The organism is Streptomyces sp. NPDC055400, from assembly GCF_053644375.1.
Window position 1 is genome coordinate 56367 of sequence record NZ_JBSHLM010000004.1, and the last position, 25021, is coordinate 81387.

At 72.5% G+C, this 25021-nt stretch carries 15 protein-coding genes; 9 read left to right on the forward strand and 6 right to left on the reverse strand.

Going from position 1 to position 25021, the window contains the following annotated elements; genetic code table 11:
* The first annotated feature begins 207 nt into the window (after nt 1–207).
* The 3 genes from ACWIGU_RS11560 to ACWIGU_RS11570 are packed head-to-tail and all read left to right on the forward strand — an operon-like array spanning nt 208 to nt 7642.
* Nucleotides 208–3717 carry a bifunctional glycosyltransferase/CDP-glycerol:glycerophosphate glycerophosphotransferase gene (locus tag ACWIGU_RS11560; protein ID WP_454399755.1) on the forward strand — a complete coding sequence of 1170 codons (3510 nt, stop codon included), beginning with the start codon at nt 208–210 and terminating at the stop codon, nt 3715–3717.
* Nucleotides 3714–6467, forward strand: a complete 2754-nt coding sequence (locus ACWIGU_RS11565; RefSeq protein ID WP_454399757.1) for a CDP-glycerol glycerophosphotransferase family protein — start codon at nt 3714–3716, stop codon at nt 6465–6467. Before ACWIGU_RS11560 ends, ACWIGU_RS11565 begins: the two co-directional genes overlap by 4 nt.
* Before the next feature lie 2 nt (nt 6468–6469).
* Nucleotides 6470–7642 (forward strand): glycosyltransferase, encoded by a 1173-nt coding sequence (locus ACWIGU_RS11570; protein WP_454399759.1) that lies wholly within the window; start codon nt 6470–6472, stop codon nt 7640–7642.
* 24 nt (nt 7643–7666) lie between these two features.
* On the opposite strand, the gene ACWIGU_RS11575 is transcribed toward ACWIGU_RS11570, so the two are convergent.
* The 5 genes from ACWIGU_RS11575 to ACWIGU_RS11595 all read right to left on the reverse strand — a co-directional run bounded on the left by ACWIGU_RS11575 (nt 7667) and on the right by ACWIGU_RS11595 (nt 17246).
* Nucleotides 7667–9892 (reverse strand): bifunctional glycosyltransferase/CDP-glycerol:glycerophosphate glycerophosphotransferase, encoded by a 2226-nt coding sequence (locus tag ACWIGU_RS11575; protein ID WP_454399761.1) that lies wholly within the window; start codon nt 9890–9892, stop codon nt 7667–7669.
* 150 nt (nt 9893–10042) lie between these two features.
* Complete coding sequence (locus tag ACWIGU_RS11580; protein WP_454399763.1) at nt 10043–10924, reverse strand: carbohydrate ABC transporter permease; 882 nt, start codon at nt 10922–10924, stop codon at nt 10043–10045.
* A complete protein-coding gene (locus tag ACWIGU_RS11585; protein ID WP_454399765.1) occupies nt 10921–12279 on the reverse strand; it encodes a carbohydrate ABC transporter permease in 1359 nt (452 codons plus the stop codon). The genes ACWIGU_RS11580 and ACWIGU_RS11585 overlap by 4 nt, the downstream gene beginning before the upstream one ends.
* A gap of 9 nt (nt 12280–12288) precedes the next feature.
* Nucleotides 12289–13695 (reverse strand): ABC transporter substrate-binding protein, encoded by a 1407-nt coding sequence (locus tag ACWIGU_RS11590; protein WP_454399767.1) that lies wholly within the window; start codon nt 13693–13695, stop codon nt 12289–12291.
* A gap of 212 nt (nt 13696–13907) precedes the next feature.
* Nucleotides 13908–17246, reverse strand: a complete 3339-nt coding sequence (locus ACWIGU_RS11595) for an FHA domain-containing protein (RefSeq protein WP_454399769.1) — start codon at nt 17244–17246, stop codon at nt 13908–13910.
* Nucleotides 17247–17649: 403 nt separating this feature from the next.
* Here ACWIGU_RS11595 and ACWIGU_RS11600 point away from each other — a divergent pair, with 403 nt between their 5' ends.
* From ACWIGU_RS11600 to ACWIGU_RS11615, 4 genes are all read left to right on the forward strand, one after another.
* Nucleotides 17650–19290, forward strand: coding sequence for a protein kinase domain-containing protein (locus ACWIGU_RS11600; protein ID WP_454399771.1), 1641 nt, complete (start codon nt 17650–17652; stop codon nt 19288–19290).
* A 135-nt stretch (nt 19291–19425) separates the two neighbouring features.
* Nucleotides 19426–20661, forward strand: a complete 1236-nt coding sequence (locus ACWIGU_RS11605; RefSeq protein WP_454399773.1) for a serine/threonine-protein kinase — start codon at nt 19426–19428, stop codon at nt 20659–20661.
* A 79-nt stretch (nt 20662–20740) separates the two neighbouring features.
* Nucleotides 20741–21844, forward strand: a complete 1104-nt coding sequence (prfB, locus tag ACWIGU_RS11610; protein WP_454399775.1) for a peptide chain release factor 2 — start codon at nt 20741–20743, stop codon at nt 21842–21844.
* 290 nt (nt 21845–22134) lie between these two features.
* Nucleotides 22135–22782, forward strand: a complete 648-nt coding sequence (locus ACWIGU_RS11615) for a hypothetical protein (protein ID WP_454399777.1) — start codon at nt 22135–22137, stop codon at nt 22780–22782.
* A 92-nt stretch (nt 22783–22874) separates the two neighbouring features.
* Here ACWIGU_RS11615 and ACWIGU_RS11620 read toward each other — a convergent pair whose 3' ends face one another.
* Nucleotides 22875–23066 (reverse strand): hypothetical protein, encoded by a 192-nt coding sequence (locus tag ACWIGU_RS11620; protein WP_100593906.1) that lies wholly within the window; start codon nt 23064–23066, stop codon nt 22875–22877.
* A gap of 291 nt (nt 23067–23357) precedes the next feature.
* Between ACWIGU_RS11620 and ftsE the strand changes: the two genes are divergently transcribed.
* Both ftsE and ftsX read left to right on the forward strand, forming a co-directional pair.
* A complete protein-coding gene (ftsE, locus tag ACWIGU_RS11625) occupies nt 23358–24047 on the forward strand; it encodes a cell division ATP-binding protein FtsE (protein WP_100593907.1) in 690 nt (229 codons plus the stop codon).
* Between the two features lie 43 nt (nt 24048–24090).
* Complete coding sequence (gene ftsX, locus ACWIGU_RS11630) at nt 24091–25008, forward strand: permease-like cell division protein FtsX (RefSeq protein ID WP_454399780.1); 918 nt, start codon at nt 24091–24093, stop codon at nt 25006–25008.
* Nucleotides 25009–25021 lie beyond the last annotated feature (13 nt).

Consider the following 25021-nt stretch of genomic DNA (forward strand, 5'->3'; position numbering starts at 1 on the left):
CCCGGTGCCGCCGTGTCCCGCACCCCCGACCCGACCGATCCCGCACAGCGCGGCCGCCCGCCGGCCCGCTGCGCGGGATCGCTTGCGTGATCACCCGAATGGCTCAGGCGTGGTGACCCGGATCCACAGGGCCGGTTGTTAACCAGTAGGTCCTCGCGGGTCGCGCAGCCGTGCCCGTCAGTTCTCCGGAAGGAATGTGCGCACCGCATGACACCACGACTGACCGTCGTCGTCCCCATCTACAACGTCGAGGCGTACCTCGATGCCTGCCTGGAGTCGCTGGCCGCGCAGACCATGCCCGACCTCGAAGTCGTGATGGTCGACGACGGCTCCACCGACGGAAGTCCGCTGATCGCGCGCGCCATGGCCGGGCGCGACCGGCGCTTCCGTTACGTCGGGCAGCGGAACGCGGGCCTCGGCGCGGCGCGCAACGCGGGTGCGGCCCTGGCCACGGGCGCGCATCTCGCCTTCGTGGACAGCGACGACGTGGTGCCGCACGACGCGTACGAGCGCATGCTCGACGCCCTGGAGGAGTCGGGCTCCGACTTCGCCACCGGCAATGTGCACCGGCTGCGCGTCGACGGGACGACCGAGCAGTCCGCCATGTTCCGCAAGGTGATGGGCAAGGACCGCGCCGCCACCCACGTCACCCGGCAGTGGGACCTGCTCGGGGACCGCATCGCCTGCAACAAGGTGTTCCGCAAGGACTTCTGGGACCGCCACGCGTTCGCGTTCCCCGTGGGCGTGCTCTTCGAGGACACCCCCGTCATGGTCCCCGCGCACTTCCTCGCCCGCAGCGTCGACGTCCTGTCCGGGCCCGTCTACCTGTGGCGCGACCGGGACGGCTCCATCACCAACCGGCGGGCGAGGCCGCGCGCCGTCGCCGACCGCACCGCCGCCGTCCGCTCGGCCAGCGGCTTCCTCGGGGACAAGGCGCGCGAGACGGCCGGCACCCCGGAGGCCGCGGGCTGGCTGGAGGGCAAACGGCGTTACGACGCGACGGTGCTCGCCGGGGACCTGTGGCTGTTCATGGAGGCGCTGCCGCTCGGCGACGCCGCGTACCACGAGGCCTTCCTCGACTACGCCAACTCCTTCGCGGACACCGTCGACCCGGCCGTCCTCGCCGGTCTTCCGCTGGCCCTGCGCGTCAAGTGGCAGCTCATCCGGGAGCGCCGCCTGACCGAGCTGCTCGCGTTCATGACGTACGAGAAGAGCAACGGCACGACGTTCGTGGCGCGCGGGCCGCGCCGGCGCCGGGCGCACTTCCCGCCCGTCACCGGGTCCCTGCCGCGCGGCGTGACCGCGCTCCGCAAGGCCGATCTTCCGCTGAAGTCGCACATCACCGAGGCGTCCTGGGACGAGGACGGACGGCTGCGGCTCAAGGGCTTCGCCTATGTACGGAACCTGCCGGCGGGCCGGGTCGGGGCGCGCGCCAAGTTCGCGTGGCTGCGGGCGGGCAAGCGGCGCGCGGTGCCCCTGAGGGTCCGCACCGTCCGCTCCCGCGAGGCGACGTACCGCTCCAAGCAGGGGCTGCACAGCTACGACCGGTCCGGGTTCGAGACGGTCATCGACCCGGCCAGGCTCGTCACCAAGCGGCCGAGCGCCACCTGGAACGTCGAGATGGCCGCCTTCGGAGGCGGCCTGCTGCGTACGGGGCCCGTGCGGATGGGCGGGCTCGCCGAGCTGCCCGTGCGCTACCTGGACGACTTCCTGCGGATCACCCCCCGGCTCAGCGCCGGCCGGCTCCGGCTGCGGGCCGAGCGCGTGAAGGCCCGGCTCGTGTGCCACGAGGAGTCCGGCGGCACCCTCAGGCTGGAGGGGGAGCTCGCGCCGGGAGCGCCCGCCGGCCTCAAGGCGCTGCGCGTCGAGAACTGGCACACCAAGGAGGCGTACGACCTCCCCGTGGAGCGCTCGGGCCGCGCCTTCGCCGCCGAGCTGCGCCTCGACCTGATCGCGGACACCGGGACCGACGACTCCGGCGTGCCCCGCAAGACCGACCCGTGGGGCGTCGGCCTGGTGCGCGGGGACGACGAGTGGTCGGCCCTCGCGGTCCGCCCGGACACCCCGGCGGGCCGGTACCCGCTCGGCGCCGGGCGCGAACTGCTCGTACTCGCCAACGCCGCGGGGAACGTCGAGCTGCGCAACCAGACCGTACGGCCGCTTGTCGACACCCTGAGCTGGGGCGAGGACGGGCGGCTCACCGTCGGGGGCAGCTTCCCCGAGGAGTCCGAGGCGGCGTGGGAGCTGCTGCTCCAGCACAGCGGCCACGACGAGGAGGCCGTCCTTCCGGTCGAGGTGTCCGGCGGGCGGTTCGACGCGGCGCTGTGTCCGGACGCGGTCGCGGGCCCCGCCGGAGTCCTGCCGCTCGCCGAGGGCCGCTGGTACCTGTTCCTTCGCGAGCGGGGCGAGACCGACCCCGGCCGGTACCGCCAGGTCCATGTCGCGCCCGCCCGGCACCAGAGCCTGCCCCTCGTACGGGCCCTGGGCGGCCGGGACTTCAGCGTCGGGCGCCGCCACTACGACCGCCTCGTCATCGGGTCGGGATCCGTCCTCGCCGTCACGGAGCGCGGCGGCGCCCAGCAGAGCGCGCTACGCGCCCGCTACGCGTCCCTGCGCGTCGAGCCCCGCACCGACACGGTCCTGTACTCCAGCTTCGACGGCCGCCAGTACTCGGACTCGCCGCGCGCCGTGCACGAGGAGCTCGTCGCCCGCGGCGAACCCCTTGAGCATCTCTGGGTCGTGCGCGACCAGCAGGTCATGGTGCCCGCGAGCTGCCGGCCCGTGGCCCTGTGGAGCACCGAGTGGTACGAGGCCCTGGCCCGCAGCCGCTATGTCGTCACCAACACGCAGCTGCCCGACTGGTTCGAGCGCGCCGAGGACCAGTACGTCGTACAGACCTGGCACGGCACCCCGCTCAAGCGCATCGGCCGCGACCTGGCGGACAGCCCGTCCGGCGACCAGCGTTACATCGCGACGCTGCCGGAGCGCGCCGCGCAGTGGAACCTGCTCGTCTCCCCGAACCGTTTCTCCACCCCCGTCCTGCGGGGCGCGTTCGGCTACCACGGCGAGGTCCTGGAGTCCGGCTACCCGCGCAACGACCTGCTGCACGCGGCGGACCGCGCCAAGGTCGCCGCCGCGGTCCGCGAACGCCTCGGCATCCCCGAGGGCAGGCGCGTCGTCCTCTACGCCCCCACCTGGCGCGAGAACCAGCCGCGCAGGGGCGGCCGTTACGGGCTCGACCTCCGCCTCGACCTGGCGGCGGCCGAGCGGGCCCTCGGCGAGGACCACGTCCTCCTCGTGCGCCGCCACTACCTCGTCGGCGGCACCGTCCCGGGCACCACGTCCGGCTTCGTGCGCGACGTGACCCGTCACCCGGACGTGGGTGAACTCCTCCTGATCAGCGACGTGCTGGTGACCGACTACTCGTCGCTGATGTTCGACTTCGCGCAGACCGGCCGGCCGATGCTCTTCCACACCTACGACCTCGACCACTACCGGGACACGCTCCGAGGCTTCTACTTCGACTTCGTCGCGCAGGCGCCGGGACCGCTGCTCACCACCGGCGAGGAGGTCGTCGAGGCGCTGCGCGACCCGGCCGCCGCGACCGCCGGGCACGAGGACGCCTACCGCCGCTTCCGCGAGGTGTTCTGCGACCTGGACGACGGGCGCGCCGCCGCCCACGTCGCCGACGCCATGCTGCCGGGAGGCCGCCGATGAGCACGCCCGAGGTGTATGACATCAGCTGCGTCGTCGTCTGCGGCACGGACGCCGCCGCCCTGCGCGCCACCGTGCGTTCCGTGCTCGACCAGACGCTGGCCGGCACCGAGGCCGTCCTCGTCACGGCCGGGGCGGACGAGACGGCCGCGTCGCTCGCGGCGGGTGACCCGCACCGGATCCGGCTCGTCCACGCCGGCGCCGAGAGCCCCGCGTGCGTCCTGCGCGACCTGGGCCTCGCCGCCGCCCGCGGCCGGTACGTCATGGTGGCCGCCCCGGGCGAGCGGCTCGAACGGCACGCCTGCCGCAACCTCTTCGAGGCGGGCCGCCGCACGGACGCCGACGTGGTCGCGGGCCGCTGGGACAAGGCGCCCGCCTGGCACAGGGAGCTGCACGCCAGGTCCCGCGTCGTCGAGGACCTCGCGGACGCGCCCGAACTCGTCACGCGCGACAGCCTGAGCGCCGGGTTCTGCGTGCGGCGCGGCGCACTCGGCGCGCTGTCCGGCGCCGGACAGGCCCTCTTCGGGGTGCGGGCCGCGCTCGCCGCCCGGCGCATCGCGCTCGTCCCGAACCTGATCACCACCGGATGCGCGCCGGCCGACCCGGTACGGGACCTGCCCCGCGCCGCCGACGCCCAGCGCGGCACGCTGGAGCTCCTGGACGGCGACGCCCTGCGCGCGGCCCGCGAGAGCGCCTTCCTCACCGACCACGTCGTCCCGTGCGTCCGCGCGTTCGTGGCGCTCGGCCCCGAAGACCGCCGCGAGACGGCGGACTCCCTCGCCCCGAGCCTGCGGGGCCTCGTCGCCCCGGACGCGCTGCGCGCTCTGCCGCCCGTCGAGCGCATCGGCGTACAACTCCTCGCCGACTCGGACGCCGACGGCGTGCAGGCCGCCGCGTACGCCCTGGCCCGGCCCGGCACCGTCGTCTCGCCGCTCGTCATGACGGGCGGCGGGCGCGTCCGCTGGAGCGCTGAACACGCCGACGACGACACGTTCGACGTCACCGAACTCGGCCACCAGTACCGGGAGTTCACCGACCTCCGTCTCCTCAACCGCGTCACACACTGCCTGCGCCAGGGCGCGGTGCTCGCCGTCGAGGGACGGCTCGTCGTGCCGCTCGGCCTTCTGGACGACCGGCCCGCGCTCGCCGCCCGCCTCGACGTCTCGGTCCGCGGCGGCCGCGCGCACACGCTCTCCGTGCCGGTGGCAGACGTACGCCAGGAGGACGGGGGTGTCGTGTGGCGGGCCGAGCTGCCCCTCACCGGCGCACTGCGCCCGCGCGGCATCGGCGACCGGGTGTGGGACCTGCGGTTCGTCCTCACCGTGGACGGCGTTCCCGTCACCACCGACCTGGTCGCCGACAAGGCAACCGTCCCCACCCGGGCCACCGCTCTCCCGGCCCGCCCCCGCCTGACGCGCCTCACCGCCGACACGTGGCAGCCCTACGTCACGGCCGGGCACCACCTGGCCGTCTGCCTGCTTCCCCGCCGCAGGGCGGCCCGCACCGCGCAGGCCGCCCTGCACTACGTCACCCACTTCAGGCCCGCCCGCAGGCTGAAGCCCGTACTGCGCGCCCTGAACAAGAAGCGCGAGGCGCTGCACTCCCAGCGGGTCAAGCTGCGCGTGTACCGGCGGATCCTGGCCAGGCTGCCCGTCAGCAAGGGCCTCGTCGTCTTCGAGAGCCACATGGGAAAGAGCTACGGGGACAGCCCGCGCGCCGTGTACGAGGAACTCCTGGCGCGCGGCGCCCGGGTGCGCTGCGTCTGGTCGTACGCCTCGTCCCCCGCCGGATTCCCGGACGGCGCGCGGCTCGTGCGCCGCTGGTCCTGGCGGTATCTGTGGGCCCTGGCCCGCGCCGAGTGGTGGGTCGACAACCAGGGGTTCCCGCACGCCCTCGACAAGCCGCGCCACACCACGTATCTGCAGACCTGGCACGGATCCGCGTACAAGCGCATGGGGTTCGACGAGGCGCGGCACAGGACGCGGAACGCGCCCGAGCGCGAGAAGCTGCGGCGCGCGGTCGGCCGGTTCGACCACTTCATGGTCCGCTCGGAACACGACGTGCGGACCCTCGCCCGCGCGTACCGCATCCCCGAGGAGCGGCTGCTGCGCGCCGGATACCCGCGCAACGACCGCCTCGTGGAGGCGCGCGGGCGCGACGAGCGCGAGGGCCGCTTCCCGCGCCCGGCGCCCGCCGCGGAACTCGGCATCGGGGACCACCGCACGGTGGTGCTGTACGCCCCCACGTTCCGCGGCGTACCGAAGAAGGGGAGGAAGGTCCAACTGCCGCTCGATGTACGGGAATTCGCCGAGCGCTTCGGCGACACGCACGTCCTGCTCGTGCGCGCCCACTACATGGAGACGGCGAGCCTGCCCGTCACCCCGCCCGGCACCGTCATCGACGTCTCCGGCCACCACGACGTGAGTGAACTCCTGGTCCTCGCCGATGTGTTGATCACCGACTACTCGTCGATCATGTTCGACTACGCCCTCCTCGACCGGCCCCTCGTCCACTTCGCGCCGGACCTCGACGCCTACGCGGCCGACCGCGGCACCTACTTCGACCTGCGCACGACCGCTGCCGGGCCCGTCGTCGAGACGCAGGAGGAGCTGCTGCGGACCCTCGACGGGCTCAAGAAGGCGGACGGGGAGTGGCAGGCGGCACGCCGCGCGTTCGCCGCCGAGTTCGGCTCGTACGACGACGGCGGCGCCGCCCGCGCGGCCGCCGACCTCATCCAAGGGAAGAAGGGCTGAGCATGATCGCATCGACCCCCCCGACCGCCCCGCGCACGGGCCGTGACCTCTTCCTCGTCGCCAACACCGTCGACGAACTGGGCGGCGTCACCGCCTGGACCCACCAGATGGCCCGTCTCTTCCAGCGCGCGGGCCACCGCGTCCACGTCATCGGCGTCCACGAGGCGGAGCTCAAGCTCACCCTCCCCGCCGACCTCGGCTACGAGGTGACCAGCCTCTACCGCGCCCATCCCCCGAGCCCGCGCCCCGTGCGCGGCCTCGCCCGCCTCAGCCTCGCCGCGCACCGCCGCGAAGCCGCACGCCTCGCGGACCGGGGGCGCGCCGTCGCCCGCCTCTCGGAGCTCTTCCGCGCCGCCCGCCCCGGCGCCGTGGCCGTCGTGACCCAGGTGTGGCCCATGGAGTGGCTGCGCGAGGCGGACACATCGGGCCTGCGGATCATCGGCATGAGCCACGAGTCGTACGCCTATACGCGGGCCTGCCACCGCTACCGGTCCGTCAAGCGGAACTACCCGTCCGCCGACCGCTGGCTCGCCCTCACCCAGGAGGACGCCGACGACTGGATCGCCGACGGCATGCACAACGTCGGCGCGATGCCGAACGCCCTCGCCCACCTGCCCGAGATCCCCTCGCCGCGCACCGCGAAGGTCGTCTGCAGCATCGGCCGCCTCGCCGACCAGAAGGGCATCGACATGCTCGTCGACACGTGGGCCGAGGTCGCCCCGCGCCGGCCCGGCTGGACGCTGCGGATCTACGGTGCCGGGGCCGACGAGCCGGACCTGCGGCGCCAGTGCACCGAGCTGGGCCTCGACGGCTCGGTGGAGTGGATGGGCCGCACGGACGACGTGGCGGGGGCGCTCGCCGGGAGCGCCGTGTTCGTCCAGTCGTCGCGCGGCGAGGGTTTCCCCCTCGCGCTGATGGAGGCCATGGCGAGCGCCGTGCCGTGCGCCGCGTTCGACTGCGCGCCCGGGGTGCGGGAGATCGTGCGCGACGGCGAGGACGGCCTCCTCGCACCCCCCGGCGACACCGCCGCCCTCGCCGATCGCCTCCTGCGCCTCACCGGCAACCCGCGACTGCGGGACGCGATGGGGGAGCGGGCCAGGGTCAATGTGCAGCGGTTCTCCGAGGAGCGCGTCCTGGAACGCTGGGAGGAGCTGTTCGCCCTGCTGGAGCGGTGAGGCCCGGCCCCGCGCCCTCCGTGCTCAGGCGCGCGGGCCGACCCGCTCACCCGCGGGCTTCGGGCGCGGCCCGGGGAGCGGCACCCCGCGCTCGGACCGGGCCGCCGCCTTCTCGTACTCGCCGAGCACGACGTGCCGCACGACCCGCTCGGCTGCCCGCCCGTCGTCGTACGGGCAGAAGCGCTCGCGGAACGCGGCCCGCAGCTGCGCCGAGCGCGAGCCGCGCCAGTGCCCCGTCGCGAAGATGTCGATCAGCTCGTCCTCGCTGCGGGCGACGGCGCCGGGCGGGGACGTGCGCAGGTCGAAGTACGTGCCGCGCGACGCCTCGTACGCCTCCCAGTCGTCGGCGTGGATCACGATGGGCCGGTCGAGGTTGGCGTAGTCGAACATCAGGGACGAGTAGTCGGTGACGAGCGCGTCCGCCGCGAGGCACAGCGACTCGACGCTCGGATGGTCGGAGACGTCGACGACACGGCCGGCGCCCTGGGCGAAAGGTGCCTGGTGCAGCGGGTGGGCGCGGGTCAGGACGACGAAGTCCGTGCCGAGCCGGCGCAGCACCCGCTCCAGGTCGAGAGCGCAGCGCTGGGTGCGGCGGTAGTCGCGGTGGGTGGGCGCGTACAGGATCGCCGTCGCGCCCTGGGGAATGCCGAGGCTCTCGCGGACGCGGGCCATGTCCCGCGAACTCGCCCGGTGGAAGGCGTCGTTGCGCGGATACCCGTACTCCAGCGTCGTGTACGCGGACGGGTAGACGCGCTCCCACACGAGGGTGGAGTGCCGGTTGGCGGACAGGACGTAGTCCCAGGTGTCGACGGAGCGCAGGAGCTGGTCGAAGTCCTGGCCGCGGGCCGCCGCCGGGTGGTCCTGGAGGTCGAGGCCCATCTTCTTCAGGGGCGTGCCGTGCTGCGTCTGGATCACGACCTGGCCGGGACGCTTGACCAGCCTGCGGTCGAAGTCGACGTTGTTGACCAGGTACTTGGAGCGGGCCAGTGCCGTCCAGTAGGCGGCGGTCCCGGGACTCAGGGCACGGGTGCCGGACGGCAGGGTGTGGTGGTGCTCGGGCCCGGCGATCCACGCGGTGGCGACGTGCGGCGCGTGCGCCCGGAAAGCGGCTTCCAGGGCGCCCGGGTTGCAGCCGTAGCCACGCCCCCCGTAGCTGGAGAACACGGCCCGGTCCGCGCGCACCGGGAGCCGCAGCTGCACGCGGTAGTGCGCCTGGAGGACGGCCGCCCGGGCGGTACGCCGCAGCCGGTCCGTGAACCTCCGGACCCGCCGCACGAGACGCATCGCCGCGGCCAGCGACCGGTACGTGCGGTGCGAACCGAGCCGCACCAGGCCGTGCCGGAGGCGGTCGCGGGCGGCGACGGGCGCGCCGGGGACGCGGTAACGGCGGTAGTGCGCGCGGGCCCTGCGCAGGAAGTCGGGGCGGGCGCCGCGCGCCAGCCGGTCCGGGTGCGTGAACACCGTGGCGAAGTGCTCGACCATCCGCCGGAACAGCAACGGGCGCCACGCGGACGCGAGTTCGGGGTGCGCGTCGAGGAACGCGAAGACACGGTCGTACTGGTCGAAGACGTCGAAGTGCCCGCGGGACGTGGTGCCCAGGATGTTGCCCCGGCGGCGCTGGCGGTAGTGGACGCAGACCCGGTCGAGGGTGGCGATCGTCCGCGCCGACATCAGGACCGGATAGGTCCAGGGGGTGTCCTCGTAGTAGCCGGGCGGGAAGGTGAAGCCCTGCTCCTCGATGAAGGCGCGCCGGTACGCCTTGTTCCAGACCACCATGAGGAGTTGGAGGATCTCGGGCCGGTCGGCGAGCGCGAACGGCGCCGGTCCGTCCTGCGTGAGACGGTCCGCGTACTGGTTGCGCACGGCCTCGCCCGTCCAGTACGTGCGGGCGTAGTCGTAGACCAGGACGTCGGGGCCGCCGGTCTCCTCGACGCGGTCCGTGATCGCCTGGAGCGCGCCCGGCGTGAGGGTGTCGTCGCTGTCGAGGAAGAGGACGTAGTCCCCGGTGGCGTGTTCGAGACCGGCGTTGCGGGCACGGCCCAGCCCCACGTTCTCCGGCAGACGCACCGTGTGCACCCGCTTGTCCCGCGCCGCGAACTCGTCGGCGATCGCGCCGCTCGCGTCCGGCGAGCAGTCGTCGACCGCGATCACCTCGAGATCGGAACACGACTGTTCCAGGACGGATTCGAGGCACGCGTGCAGGTAGGCCTGCACCTTGTACACGGGGACGATGACACTGAACCGGGGCAAGGCACATCCATGGGTCGGCACGGGCATACTGCCCGGCAACGGCCGATGGAGTGATCCGGTTACGCCAGATGTGGCATACGAGGGACCCCTCGTCGGCCGAAGAGGGGCGAACCGTGACCGGTCCGCCCCTCGATTCGCCTGCGGATGCGGCTATTTCACCGCTCCTGCCATCACACCGGACACGAACTGCCGCTGGAAGGCGAAGAACACGGCCAGCGGGATCACCATCGAGATGAAGGCGCCGGGCGCCAGGATCTCGATGTTCCCGCTGAACTGCCGCACCTGCTGCTGGAGCGCGACCGTCAGCGGCTGCGAGCCGGAGTCGGAGAAGATCAGCGCGACCAGCATGTCGTTCCACACCCACAGGAACTGGAAGATGCCGAGCGACGCGATGGCCGGGCCGCCGAGCGGCAGGACCACCGTGGCGAAGAGCCGTGCCTCTCCCGCGCCGTCGAGCCGCGCCGCCTCCAGGAGTTCACGGGGGATCTCCGCGAAGAAGTTGCGCAGCAGGAAGATCGCGAACGGCAGCCCGAAGCCGACGTGGAACAGGATGACGCCGATGATGCTGCCGAAGATGCCGATCTTCCCGAAGAGTTCGGACAGCGGGATCAGCGCCACCTGCACCGGCACCACGAGCAGCCCGACGACCGCCATGAACCAGCCGTCGCGGCCCTTGAAGTCCATGCAGGCGAAGGCGTATCCGGCCATCGACCCGATGATCACGACGAGGAGCGTCGCCGGGACCGTGATCCAGATCGTGTTGAACAGGGCGTGGGTGATCTCGTCCTTCTCCAGGAGCGACTGATAGCTCTTGGTCGTCAGCTGGGCCGGGGCGGTGAAGACCTTCCACCAGCCCGACGCGGCGATGTCCGTCGGATCGCGGAACGAGGAGACCAGCAGTCCGAAGGTCGGCACCAGCCAGAACAGGCCGACCACGAGCAGGAAGGCGCGCAGCGCCCCGCCCGCCGCGCCGCTCGCGATCCGGGCGGGCAGCGAACGCTTGGCGCGCACGGACGTGTCGAGTGCGGTCACCGCTGACGCTCCTTCCGCAGCCGGCGGATGTTGACCCACATCACCGGGAGGACGAGCAGCAGGAGCAGCACGCCGATCGCGCTGCCCGCGCCGAAGTTCCCCTGGCCGCCGAACGCGGACAGGAACAGCTGGAGCGCCAGGACGTTGGCGTCGTCCTGGGACGGCTGCGGCGCGATGATGTAGATCAGGTCGAAGATCTTCATCACGTTGATCATCAGCGTGACCAGGACGACGGTGAGGACCGGCGCGAGCAGCGGCACGGTGACCTTGCGGAACACCTGCCACTCGTTCGCCCCGTCGACGCGCGCCGCCTCCAGGAGGTTGCGGTCGATGCCCGCGAGCCCGGCCGCGATCAGGACCATCGCGAAGCCCGCCCACATCCAGGCGTACGCGCCGATGATCGACGGCGTCACGAGGGCCGGGCCGAGCCACTCGACGCCGTTGTAGGCGGTCGCGAAGTTCGAGCCCGGGAGCCGGAGCTGGGCTCCGTCGGCCGACTTGGGCAGGGTGAAGGTGCCGTCGTCGCCGCTGGAGGTGGACGCGACTACCTTGCCGCCCTTCACCGCCTCCACCTTGACGCCCTTCAGGGCCTTCTCGCCCGCGTCGACGGAGCCCTTCGTGCCGCCTCCGCCGAGCTTGAAGTCCAGCCAGACCGTCCCGGTGACCTTGTCGCCCCCGGCGCTCGCCGCCTTGGCGTTCTGCGGGCTGCCCGGCACCTTGTCGGGCGCGATGCCGACCAGCGGCAGGAACGCCGGGGTGCCGGCCTGCGCGGTCTGCTTCGTCGTGAACGAACCGCCGCCGGACGCCTTGAGGTCACTGCCGACGGCAGGGCGCGCCTTCGGGTACACGGAGGCGTCGGTGAACGCGTCGTGCACGGACGTCACGATCGCGTTGGCCGCGCCCTGGTTCGGGTCCTGCTCGTAGACCAGGCGGAAGATGATGCCCGCCGCCAGCATCGAGATCGCCATCGGCATGAAGACGATCAGCTTGAACGCCGTGCCCCAGCGCACCCGTTCGGTCAGCACCGCGAAGATCAGGCCGAGCGCCGTGCACAGGGCCGGCGCCACGGCCACCCAGATCGCGGTGTTCCTGACCGCGACCAGCGTCTGGTCGTCGCGGAAGATGTCGATGTAGTTGTCGACGCCGACGAAATGGGAGCCGCCGGAGTCGTAGAGGCTGCGCCAGACCGAGTACCCGATCGGGTAGACCACGAGCGCGCCGAGCAGGACGAGCGCGGGCAGCAGGAACAGCGCCGCCACCCACGGCCGGGTCCCGATCACGCTCTTGCGCGGTGCTGCGGACGGCGCCGGCGGCAGTGCGCCGGCGCCCCCCGCCTTCGCCACGGAGGACGACATACCGCGCCGTCAGCCGTTCTTGTACGCCTTGGCGGCGTCGGCCTCGAGTCGGCGCTGGGTCCCGGCGACGTCCTTCGGGTTCTTCAGGAAGTCCTGGAGGCCCTTCCACTCGCCGACGCCCTGCGTGCCGCCGAACGCCGCGGGCGCCTGGTCGGACATGTCGAAGCGGAAGTCGTCGCCCGCCGCGAGCAGCGCCTTCGCGATGTCCCGGGTGACCGCGTCCTTGTACTTGGACGTGTCCATCTCCTTGTTGGGGGAGAGGTAGCCGCCCTGCGCCGCCCAGATCTCGGCCGCGTCGGTCGAGGAGAGGAACGTGACGAGCGCCTGGGCGCCCTCGCCGCCCTTGAGTGCCACCGCCACGTCGCCGCCGCTGACCACGGGGGCCTTATCGCCGACCGCCGGGAACGGGAAGACCTTGGCGTCCGTGCCGACCTTGGCCTTGGTGTCGGCGTTGATGTTGGCGGTCACGAAGTCGCCCTCGTAGACCATCGCGGCGGGATTGTCGCCGGAGAACGTCTGCGTGACGGACTTCGGGAACTCCGTGCCGAGCGCGCCCTTGCGGCCGCCCGCGATCAGGTCGTCCTTGCCCCACAGCTGGGCGAGCGTGGTCAGTGCCTCCTTCACGGAGGGGTCCGTCCACTTGATCTTGTGGGTGGCGAGCTGGTCGTACTTCTCCGGGCCCGCCTGGGAGAGATAGACGTTCTCGAACCAGTCGGTGAGCGTCCAGCCGTCCGCGCCGCCGATGGAGACGGCGGGGGAGCCGGCGTCGGACAGCGTCTGCGCGGTGGACAGGAAGTCGTCCCAGGTCTTGGGGGTCTTGCTGATCCCGGCCGCCTCGAACGCGGCGGTGTTGTACCAGACCAGCGACTTGTTGGCGGCCTTCACATAGACGCCGTACTGCTTGCCCTTGTACGCCCCGAGGTTCTTCCACCCGGCCGAGAAGTTCTTGTCGACCTGGGCCTGCGCGTCACTGCCCAGCGGCTTGATCCAGCCCTTGTCGGCGAACTGGTGCAGCACGCCGACCTGCGGCAGGAACGCCACGTCCGGCGGCTTGCCGCCCTCGATCTTCGTACTGAGGAACGTGGCGGTGTTGTTGCCCGTCGGCACGAAGTTGACCTTGGCGCCGGTGCGCTTCTCGAACTCTTTGAGGACCTTGGTGAAGTTGTCCTGCTCCGGCCCGGTCCAGACGGCCGCGACCTCCAGGGTCTGCCCGTCGAGCTTGGGCAGCTTGACGGAGGCGCTGCTGCTCTCGCCGCCGCCGCTCGTGTCCTTGCCGCCCTTGTCCTTGCCGTCCCCGCCGCCACAGGCGGTCAGCGTCAGCGCGAGGGCGCCCGCGGTCAGAGCGGCCGCTGCGGCTTTCGCGGCCCCGGACGTCCTCGACGCCCTTGATGTCGTGCGTGTACGAATGCTGCGCATCGCTGCCCCGTTCTCGTCCCGAACGCTGAACGTACACACCGAACGCTGAGCGTACGTATGTGCGCCGTCCCGTGGCGTCTGGTTCTACGCCCGGCCAGGGAGAACAGGCAAGGGCACCTGCGGTGTCAGCTCCAAGATCGTGACGGGGTCGTGATGTCGGCCTCGAACATGGGGAGTTGGAAAATTTCCGGGCCGCCCCGCCGGAGGCCCCGTCACAGAAGCGACGGTACCTCCCGCGCCGCGACGGAACGGGCGGCCCGCTCCAGCGCGCTGGCCAGCAGGGCGAGATCGGTCGGCCCGTTCCCCAGCTCCCTCACGGGGCGCCGGGTCGGCGGGTCGCCCATCCGCGTCCAGTCGAGCGGCACCACCGTGGGCCGCTGCGTGGCCGTACGGGGGATCCGCCCCGTGACCCGGCCCGCCTGGAACGCCAGCTCGCGTCCGTCGGCGCCGGAGAGCCGGCCGCGACCGGGCGCCGGGTCGTCGGGACCGGCGGACGGGGTGTCGAGCACGACCCGCAGCGCCACGCCCCACGCCGGCTCGGAAGCGGACGCGCGGGCCGCTACCAGATGCACCCCCAGGCGTTCGCCGTCCCGGACGACGGCCTCCAGGGCCCGTACGACCGATCCCGCGGCGGGCCGCCCCGGCGAGCCGAGCGGGGGTGAGAGCAGCGCGTCCAGGTCGTCCACCAGGACCACGAGACGGGGCAGGGGCGGGGCCGGGTCGGCCTCCTTGCGGGCGGCCGCGGGCCGCAGGCGCAGGGTCGAACTGGGCGGCGTGTCCAGGTCGCCGGCGCCCTGGTCGGCCGTGCGGGGCGGCGCGGTGCGCTGGGCGACGATCCGGCCGGACACCTCGCGCTGGGTGTGCCACTCGGCGAAGTGCCGGCGCCCGAGCAGCTCGGCGCGGCGCTTCAGCTCGGCGGCGAGCGACTGGGCGAACTCCCGCATGCGCACCGGGTCGTTGGCGGCCAGATGGGTCGTGACGTGCGGCAGGTCCGTGCAGACGCGCAGTCCGTCGCCCCGGTCGGCGCCGCCGGTGCCGTCCCGCCCGTCGACGAGGACGAGCCCGAGCCGGTCAGGACGCTCGGCCGCCGCGAGCGACGCGGCGATCGAGCGCAGCAGCTCCGTACGGCCACTGCCCGCCGGGCCCTCGATCAGCAGATGGGGGCCCTCGGCGGCCAGGTCCACGACGACCGGTCCACGCGGTCCGGCGCCGAGCACGGCCCACGCGCGCCCGCCGAGCGCCTCCGTGTCGTCCCCGGCGGCGGCCCAGCGGGCCATCAGGGAAGCGGGCGTGGCCCGCGCGAGGCCCAACTCGTCCAGGAGGCGGGCGATCTGGGGCAGCGGTGCGGAGACTCTGGGGTGCGGCTCGCTGGGGCCGCTGTCGGTGCGCAAGGGGGCGAGGGCCCGCGCGAAGCGCTCGGCCCAGGCCGCCGACACCGCGTCGATCGCGGCGACCGTGCCGTGCCCGACGACCTGGCCGTGCGACGTCCGCATCAGCCGCAGCGCCGTCGCCACGTCCCCGCTGAGCAGCGCGACGGCGCCGCACGACTTGAACGCGGGTGACACGGCGCACGCCATTTCGTAGGTCTGCGTGACCGGCGACGCGGGCGAGGACGCGGGGGCCTCGGCGAGACAGATGACATGGATCCCGGCCCGGCCGCCTTCCGTCGCGAGCCGCACGGTGGCCTCGCGCAGCCCGGCCGACCCCGGGTCCCCGTCGACGACGAGGACGGTCAGCGGGCCGGTCCAGCGGGGCCCGGCGCCGGGCTCCTGGGGCGGCCGTGTCTCCTCGGCGGCGGGGTGCCCGGCGGGGCGGTCCGTCGTATGACGGTCCCAGTCGGCGGTGGGCCGGAAATCGGCGTGGACGTCCTCGGGGTTGTCGCCGGGCAGGCCTCCCGCGCCCTCGTGCCCGTACGGCCCGGGCATCCGGCCACCGCGCTCGCCGGCGTCTGCGGCTTCACCCGAACGGGACCTCGGCACCATGGGGCCGAAGCCGGCCGGCTGCTGCCCCGCGCGGGCGGCCGCCGTCCCGGCGTCCGGGCGGCGGGACTCGTCGGCGATGTGGTCGTCGAGGCGGCGCAGGAGCTCGCCCGTACGGGCCACGGCCTGCTCGCGGTCGTACGCCAGGAGGAGCCGGCAGTCCTGGCCGTGCGCGGGACGCAGATGGGGGAGCCAGCCGAGCCAGGACCACTCGGCAGCCCGGTCCTGGACGCCGCGCGACCGGTCCGTGCTGACCAGGACGATCTCCAGGGCGTCCGGCGAGTGCAGCGCCGCGAGCTGCGCGACGACGGAACGGGCCACGCCCGACAGCCGCGCCCGCGGCCCGGCGATACCGAGCGCGCCCGCCTCCCGCAGCCCCACCGTCACCGGGACGCCGGGCAGCAGCCCCGTGCGGTCCGGTGCCGTCCGGTCGTCCGTGCCGAGCCGCACCGCGAGCGCCTCGGGGTGCCCGGGGCCGCGCTCCCAGAGCCGTGGCCCCGGGCCGAGCGCGGTGAGCAGCAGCGCGGCCGCGTCGGGCCAGGACTCGGAGGATCCCCTGGAGGAGGGGGAGGTGGGGGCGAAGGTCTCGGGGATGTGCGGCGGCTCTCCGTGGTGGGCGCCGGTGTCGTACGGGGACACGTCCTCGCCTGTACGCCCTCCGGCCAGGCGCCGCGCCCAGGCGCCGAGGCCGCCGCGCCTGCGCTGCTCGCGCGGCACGGGTGTCCCGCGCGCGGGGGTGATGGTCGGCGTGCTCTCTGCGGCGGGCGGCCCGCCCTGCTCGGGTACGACGGGCCCGGATCCGGCGGCGAGTGCGGCGGGCCCGTACGCGTGCCGGGTCTCGCCCGCGAGAGGGGGCCGGGAGGAGGGGTCTTCGGAGCCGCCCGCGTCCGGCGCCGTCACGCGCACGTGGCCCTCGCCGTCGGGCGCCGTCCGCAGCACGGGCGCCGAGGAACCTGAGAATCCAGTGAAAGATGAGGAACCGGCGGCGCCCTCGGGGGCCAGCCGCAGCGTGGACTCGCCGAGCCGCAGGAGCGCGCCGGGGGCGAGCCGGGCGGGGCGGTCCCCCACGGGGCTGCCGTCGACCGTCGTCCCGTTCGTCGAGCCCAGGTCCGTGACCGTCACCCGGCCGTCCGTGCCGAGCGTCACAGCGCAGTGCATACGGGACACATCGGGGTCGTCGAGCGCGACATCGGCGTCCGCGGAGCGGCCCACGCGGATCTCGCCGCCGTGCAGCAGATGCACACCGCCCGCGTCGGGCCCCGCCACCACATGGAGCTGCGCCGCCGCGCCCTCGATCTCGGGTCCCGGATCGGCGGGAACACCCAAGGACAGCACGGCCCCGTCGGTCAGCGGCGGCTCGCCCAGCGTGCAGCGCTGCCCGTCGAGCCGCTCGGGTCCCGCGTAGAGAATCGCCGTGCCCTCGCCGCCCGCGACGGCCGTCACCAGGGCGGAGGCCACCGCGGCGAGCGCGGTGCCCGCCGGGGCGGTCACCAGCACGTCGCACGACGCCGCGCGGTCTTGCGGGTCGGGGCGCGTCCCCAGGGGGTCTACGACGGTCAGCCGGATCTGCATCGCGTCAGCGGTCCCTTCTGCGCGGGCGCCCGGGAAGGGGCTGCACCGCGGTCACCCCACCGCAGATCCCCCACCGCACAACGGGCACGTAGGCCAGTACGAGAGGCATCCTCGCACTTGCCACCGACAACACGCCCGTCGGCCACCCGTAAGTGATCTTGATTGGTCGGCTCTGCCCGCAAAAGTGCCTGCATGATGCCGCTTGGGACCGCTCACCCCCTTGCCGGCGGCAACCAACAGCCCACCCCGAGCGTCTTTCCGTCGAACGCGGCCGTGGCGGGCGGGGAGTCGCGGAAGATCAACAGACACCGGGTTGTCCGACGGCACTACAGTGGGTCGGAACACCCGAGAACGAGCAAGACCAAGCAGTACGCCAGTACGCAGCAAGCAGGGAGCGCATGACGTGCGGCCGGTAGGCAGTAAATACCTGCTCGAGGAGCCGCTCGGACGCGGCGCCACGGGCACCGTGTGGCGGGCCCGCCAGCGGGAGACCGCGGGGGCCGAGGCGGCCGTCGCCGGGCAGCCCGGCGAGACCGTGGCGATCAAGGTCCTCAAGGAGGAGCTCGCCAACGACGCGGATGTCGTGATGCGCTTCCTGCGCGAGCGCTCCGTGCTGCTCCGCCTGACACACCCCAACATCGTGCGTACCCGCGACCTGGTCGTCGAGGGCGAGCTCCTCGCCCTCGTCATGGACCTGGTCGACGGCCCCGACCTGCACCGCTACCTCCGCGAGAACGGCCCCTTCTCCCCGGTGGCCGCGTCCCTGCTGACCGCCCAGGTCGCGGACGCGCTCGCGGCGAGCCACGCGGACGGCGTCGTGCACCGCGACCTGAAGCCGGCGAACGTCCTGCTGAAGCAGACCGCCGGGGAACACGCCGAGATGCACCCGATGCTCACCGACTTCGGCATCGCCCGCCTCGCCGACTCCCCGGGCCTGACCCGCACCCACGAGTTCGTCGGCACGCCCGCGTACGTCGCGCCGGAGTCCGCCGAGGGCCGCCCGCAGACCAGCGCGGTGGACATCTACGGCGCCGGAATCCTGCTGTACGAGCTGGTCACCGGCCGGCCCCCGTTCTCCGGCGGCTCCGCGCTCGAGGTCCTGCACCAGCACCTGAGCGCCGAACCGCGCCGCCCGTCCACCGTGCCCGACCCGCTGTGGACGGTCATAGAGCGCTGCCTGCGCAAGAACCCCGAGGAGCGCCCCAGCGCCGAGAACCTCGCCCGCGGCCTGCGCGCCGTCGCCGAGGGCGTCGGCGTGCACGCGAACTCCGCGCAGATCGCGGCGGCCGAGGGCGTCGGAGCCCTCCTGATGCCGGACCCGGCGCCCGCGCAGGTGCCGGGCGTGCCCGGCGCGGCCGACCCGACGCAGGTCCTGCCCGGCAATGCCGGCTCGTACGACCCGAACGCGGCGACGAGCGTCATGCATTCGACCGGCACAGGCGACGCCGACCCCACCTCGGTCCTGCCGAACCGGGGAGCCGCCGACCCGACGGCCGTCATGCCGCCGGTCCCGCCGCACCAGCCGGGCGCGAACCCGGACGACCCGCACCCCTGGCAGAACCAGATGCGGGCGGCCCGCGACCGCAACGAGCAGACGCAGGTCCAGTACCTGAACCCGAACGAAGACCCGCTGCGCCGCCGGCCACAGCGCCAGCAGGGGCGCCCGCAGCAGCCACAGCAGCAGTACGCGCCCCAGCAGCCCCAGCAGCAGTACGCGCCGCAGCCCCAGCGGCAGCAGTACGCGCCGCCGCAGCAGCCGCGCCAGCCGCAGCCGCAGGCGCCGCAGCGCGAGCCGCGGCAGTCCAGGCAGCGCAGTGCGAACCGGATGAAGATCCCGGGGCTCGGCTGCCTCAAGGGCTGCCTCTTCATGATCGTCATGCTGTTCGTGGTGAGCTGGCTCGTCTGGGAGTTCACCCCGCTCCAGGACTGGATCGGCACGGGCAAGGGCTACTGGGCCCAGCTGTCGGACTGGTACGACACGGTCACCGGCTGGATCGGCGACCTCGGCGGCGGGGGTTCGGGCAGCGGGGGTGCCGGCAACTGAAAACGCCTCACGGCCCCGCTTCGGCCGTGAGGTTGGAGATTTGTCGACTTCCGGGGGGTGATTTCCCCCGTGGATGTGATGGTTGGCGTCCGAGCCGCGTAGCTTGGGCGCCAACACGCGTCTGTAGGAGCAGTCTTGGCACGGAAGATCGGCAGCCGGTACACCGCGAACCAGATCCTGGGACGCGGCAGCGCCGGCACGGTGTGGCTGGGCGAGGGACCCGAGGGGCCCGTCGCCATCAAGCTGTTGCGTGAGGACCTGGCCTCCGACCAGGAGCTCGTGGGCCGCTTCGTCCAGGAGCGCACGGCCCTGCTCAGCCTGGACCACCCGCGCGTGGTCGGCGTCCGTGACCTGGTGGTCGACGGGAACGACCTCGCCCTGGTCATGGACCTCGTACGCGGCACCGACCTGCGCACGCGCCTCGACCGCGAGCGGCGCCTGGCCCCCGAGGCCGCGGTCGCCATCGTCGCCGACATCGCGGACGGCCTCGCCGCCGCGCACGCCGCCGGGATCGTGCACCGCGACGTGAAGCCGGAGAACGTCCTCCTGGACATGCAGGGCCCCCTCGGCCCCGGCGGCTCCCACCCGGCGCTCCTGACCGACTTCGGCGTCGCCAAGCTCATCGACTCCCCGCGCCGCACCCGCGCCACGAAGATCATCGGCACTCCGGACTACCTCGCCCCCGAGCTCATCGAGGGCCTCCCGCCGCGCGCCGCCGTCGACATCTACGCCCTGGCGACGGTCCTGTACGAGCTGCTCGCCGGGTTCACGCCCTTCGGCGGCGGCCACCCCGGCGCGATCCTGCGCCGGCACGTCACGGAGACGGTCGTCCCGCTGCCCGGCATCCCCGACGAGCTGTGGCAGCTCCTCGTCCAGTGCCTGGCGAAGGCGCCCGCGTCCCGTCTGCGCGCCTCGGAGCTGGGAGCCCGCCTGCGCGAGCAGCTGCCCCAGCTCGCCGGGATGGCGCCGCTCGACGTGGACGAGCCGGACACCGTGCCCGACCCGGAACCGGAGGCCGCCCCGGCCGCGCCCGAGGCGCCCGCCGCCCGCCGCGGCGCCGTCCCCCTGGTCCCCGGCGCGACCCCGGCCGACTCGAACAGGGACACGCACACGTCGATGCGCGTCCCGGCCCCCGACGAGCTGGCGGGCGGAGCCCGCGGCACCGCCCGCGCCCCCCGCGCGGCCGGAGCGCCCCGCCCCGGCTCGGCCCGTCACCGCGCCTCCGCCCGCCGCCGCAGGATCACCCTCGGCGTCGCCGGAGCCGTCCTGGTGGCGGCGGCCGGCATCGGCACATGGGCGGCCGTGGGCGGCGACGACGCGGACGCCACCCCCGGCAAGAACCCCGGACAGTCGGCCCCCGCCTCCCCCTGAGACGGCCCGGCGCAGCGTCCGGACCCGGCCCCGCGGCCACCAGGACCGGAGCACTTGCCCCAGCCGTTACGCTGGTGTCGTGGCAGTCGTCGACGTTTCCGAAGAGCTCAAGTCCCTCTCCTCGACCATGGAGTCGATCGAGGCCGTCCTGGACCTCGACAAGCTGAGGGCAGATATCGCCGTGCTCGAGGAGCAGGCGGCCGCACCGTCCCTGTGGGACGACCCCGACGCGGCACAGAAGATCACCAGCAAGCTGAGCCACCTCCAGGCCGAGGTGCGCAAGGCGGAGACCCTGCGCGGCAGGATCGACGACCTGAGCGTGCTCTTCGAGATGGCCGAGGAGGAGGACGATCCGGACACCCGTACCGAGGCCGAGTCCGAGCTGACCTCCGTCAAGAAGGCGCTGGACGAGATGGAGGTCCGCACCCTCCTGTCCGGTGAGTACGACTCCCGTGAGGCGCTGGTCAACATCCGCGCCGAGGCGGGCGGCGTCGACGCCGCGGACTTCGCCGAGCAGCTCCAGCGCATGTACCTGCGCTGGGCCGAGCGCCACGGCTACAAGACCGAGGTCTACGAGACGTCGTACGCGGAAGAGGCCGGCATCAAGTCGACCACCTTCGCCGTGCAGATCCCGTACGCGTACGGGACGCTCTCGGTCGAGCAGGGCACGCACCGGCTGGTCCGTATCTCCCCCTTCGACAACCAGGGCCGCCGCCAGACGTCCTTCGCGGGCGTCGAGGTGCTCCCGGTCGTCGAGACGACCGACCACATCGACATCGACGAGTCCGAGCTGCGCGTCGACGTGTACCGCTCCTCGGGCCCCGGCGGCCAGGGCGTGAACACGACGGACTCCGCGGTCCGCCTGACGCACCTGCCCACCGGCATCGTGGTCTCCTGCCAGAACGAGCGCTCGCAGATCCAGAACAAGGCCACGGCCATGAACGTTCTGCAGGCGAAGCTCCTCGAGCGGCAGCGTCAGGAGGAGCGGGCCAAGATGGACGCCCTCAAGGACGGCGGCAGCTCGTGGGGCAACCAGATGCGTTCGTACGTCCTGCACCCGTACCAGATGGTCAAGGACCTCCGGACGGAATTCGAGGTCGGTAATCCGCAGTCGGTGCTCGACGGCGAAATCGACGGATTCCTCGAAGCGGGAATTCGCTGGCGCAAGCAGCAGGAGAAGTAACCTCAGGTCTTTTCCAGCTTTGTCGACAAGGCAACTGCCGCCCATTGGGCGGCAGTTGCCTTTTACGTCACAGTCACATGTCCGTACGGCGGTCAACTCCCCTGAATTCGGGCATCGCGTACGCAACGACCTTGACGCTGACATGAAAACTGGGAAGGCTGACGCGCGGCATGCGTATCAGTGGGACGCGTGTGCACCGGGGGACGTGCCGGCAGGCGCCGAATACCCCCGGGCGGCCCCCGTCCCGCGCGCTGCTCCATCAACGATTAGCTACTGGGGGTAGCAGGCAGATGACCAAGAAGACGCGCATCCGTGTCGCGCGGATAGCAGCCGGTGCGGTGATCGCGGCGGGTGCGTCGCTGACCGCCGCGGGCGCCGCTTCGGCCCTCGACATCGGCGTCAACCTTCCGGGCGCCGGCGTGAACGTGCACGCGGGCGGCGACGGCGTCGGCGCCGGTGTCGCGATCGGCGGCGACGAGGACCCGACCCCTCCGACCGAGGAGCCGCCGACCTCGTTGCCGCCGACGGACCCGCCGACGGAGGAGCCTCCCACCGTGGAGCCCCCGACGGACCCGACCGAGGAGCCCACCGAGCCCACCGAGGACCCGACCACCCCGGGCAACGGCGGCGGTAACGGTGGCGGGAACGGCGGCGGCAACCACGGTGGTGGCGGCAACCACGGCGGCGGGAACGGCAACACCGACCCCGACGGCGGCAACAGCCCGGTCGAGCAGGGTCAGGGCAAGGACAGCCTGCAGGACACCGGCTCCGTGCCGGCCGCCCAGCCGGCCCAGAACGGCAAGTCCGGCGGTGAGCTGGCCGAGACCGGCGCCGCCGAGACCACGTTCCTGCTGATCGGCGCCGCGACGATGATCGCCGGCGGCATCGGCTTCCGCCTGCTGCCCCGCCTCGTCGGCGGCGGCCGCACGGTTGCCTAAGCGGCCGTAGGCGCGTACGTCACGTACGTCGTGTACGTCCGCACGTAACGCGAGAAGGGCCCGGAGCGTCGCTCCGGGCCCTTCCTCGTGTCCTAGACGGTCTGGTGCGCGAGGAGCGCCACCGCCGCGATGAGCACAGCCACCAGGGCTATCAGGGCCATCGGGTGAAGCCCCGCGAACGGGCTCTCCTGCTGAAGCCGCTCGCGGTTCGCCCGGCACACGGGGCAGCGGCCCTCGCTCACGGGCGCCGCGCAGTTCGCGCACACCAGCCGGTCATAGGTCATGCGCTCTTCCTCCTCCCGCGCGGCGGAGCCGCCACAGCGTCATTCTCTCCGCACAACGCTCCGGGGACCGCAACCGTTCCCCCTACCACTGTGCCAGCTTCCAGGGATTTCGGCGCGCCTCCCCGGATGCTGCCCCTTTGGACCCGTTCCGTCCCCGCCCTGACCCGCTCACGACCAGGCAATCAACGGGACAAAACACTCATCCAAGGATGCCGACTGCGCCGCGGAGCCCGGTTCGCGTATGGTCACGCTCACCTACCCCCGACGCCCACGATGCACCGAGGCGCACCCGTGATCCGATTCGACAACGTCTCCAAGGCCTACCCCAAGCAGACCCGGCCCGCCCTCAGGGATGTGTCCCTCGAGGTCGAGCGCGGCGAATTCGTCTTCCTTGTGGGATCTTCCGGCTCCGGAAAGTCCACCTTCCTGCGGCTGATCCTGCGCGAGGAGCGCACCAGCCACGGCCAGGTGCACGTCCTGGGCAAGGACCTGGCGCGACTGTCCAACTGGAAGGTGCCGCAGATGCGCCGCCAGCTCGGCACGGTCTTCCAGGACTTCCGGCTCCTGCCCAACAAGACCGTCGGCGAGAACGTCGCCTTCGCGCAGGAAGTCATCGGCAAGTCCAGGGGCGAGATCCGCAAGTCCGTGCCCCAGGTGCTCGACCTCGTCGGCCTGGGCGGCAAGGAGGACCGGATGCCCGGCGAGCTCTCCGGTGGTGAGCAGCAGCGCGTGGCCATCGCCCGCGCCTTCGTGAACCGCCCCAAGCTCCTGATCGCCGACGAGCCGACCGGCAACCTCGATCCGCAGACCTCGGTCGGCATCATGAAACTCCTTGACCGGATCAACCGCACCGGGACGACCGTCGTGATGGCCACCCACGATCAGCAGATCGTGGACCAGATGCGCAAGCGCGTCATCGAGCTGGAGAAGGGCCGTCTCGTCCGCGACCAGTCGCGCGGCGTCTACGGCTACCAGCACTGAGCCCCGTGAGCACCAGAGCACTGAGAAAGGCCTGAGCAGAGCCATGCGCGCCCAATTCGTCCTGTCGGAGATCGGCGTCGGTCTCCGCCGAAATCTCACGATGACCTTCGCGGTCATCGTCTCGGTCGCCCTCTCGCTCGCCCTGTTCGGCGGCTCCCTGCTCATGCGTGACCAGGTGAGCACGATGAAGGGCTACTGGTACGACAAGGTCAACGTCTCGATCTTCCTGTGCAACAAGGGCGACGCCGAGTCGGACCCGAAGTGCGCCAAGGGAGCCGTCACCGCCGAGCAGAAGCAGCAGATCGTCTCCGACCTGGACAAGATGCCGGTCGTCGAGAAGGTCTCCCACGAGACGGCGGACCAGGCGTACAAGCACTACAAGGAGCAGTTCGGCGACTCCCCGCTGGCCAGCTCGCTGACGCCGGACCAGCTCCAGGAGTCGTACCGGATCAAGCTCAAGGACCCGGAGAAGTACCAGGTCGTCGCGACCGCCTTCGACGGGCGTGACGGCGTCCAGTCCGTGCAGGACCAGAAGGGCATCCTGGACAACCTCTTCGGACTCCTCAACGGCATGAACTGGGCGGCGCTCGCCGTGATGGCGCTGATGCTCGTCGTCGCGCTGATGCTGATCGTCAACACCGTGCGCGTCTCGGCGTTCAGCCGCCGCAGAGAGACCGGCATCATGCGCCTGGTCGGCGCGTCCAGCTTCTACATCCAGATGCCGTTCATCATGGAGGCCGCCGTCGCCGGAGTCATCGGCGGTGTGGTCGCCTGCGGCATGCTCCTCGTGGGCCGCTACTTCATGATCGACCACGGTCTGGCGCTCTCGGAGAAGCTGAACCTGATCAACTTCATCGGCTGGGACGCGGTCCTGGCCAAGCTGCCGCTCGTCCTCGCGATCGGCCTGCTGATGCCCGCGATCGCCGCTTTCTTCGCGTTGCGCAAGTATCTGAAGGTGTGACAAGACTCCCCGG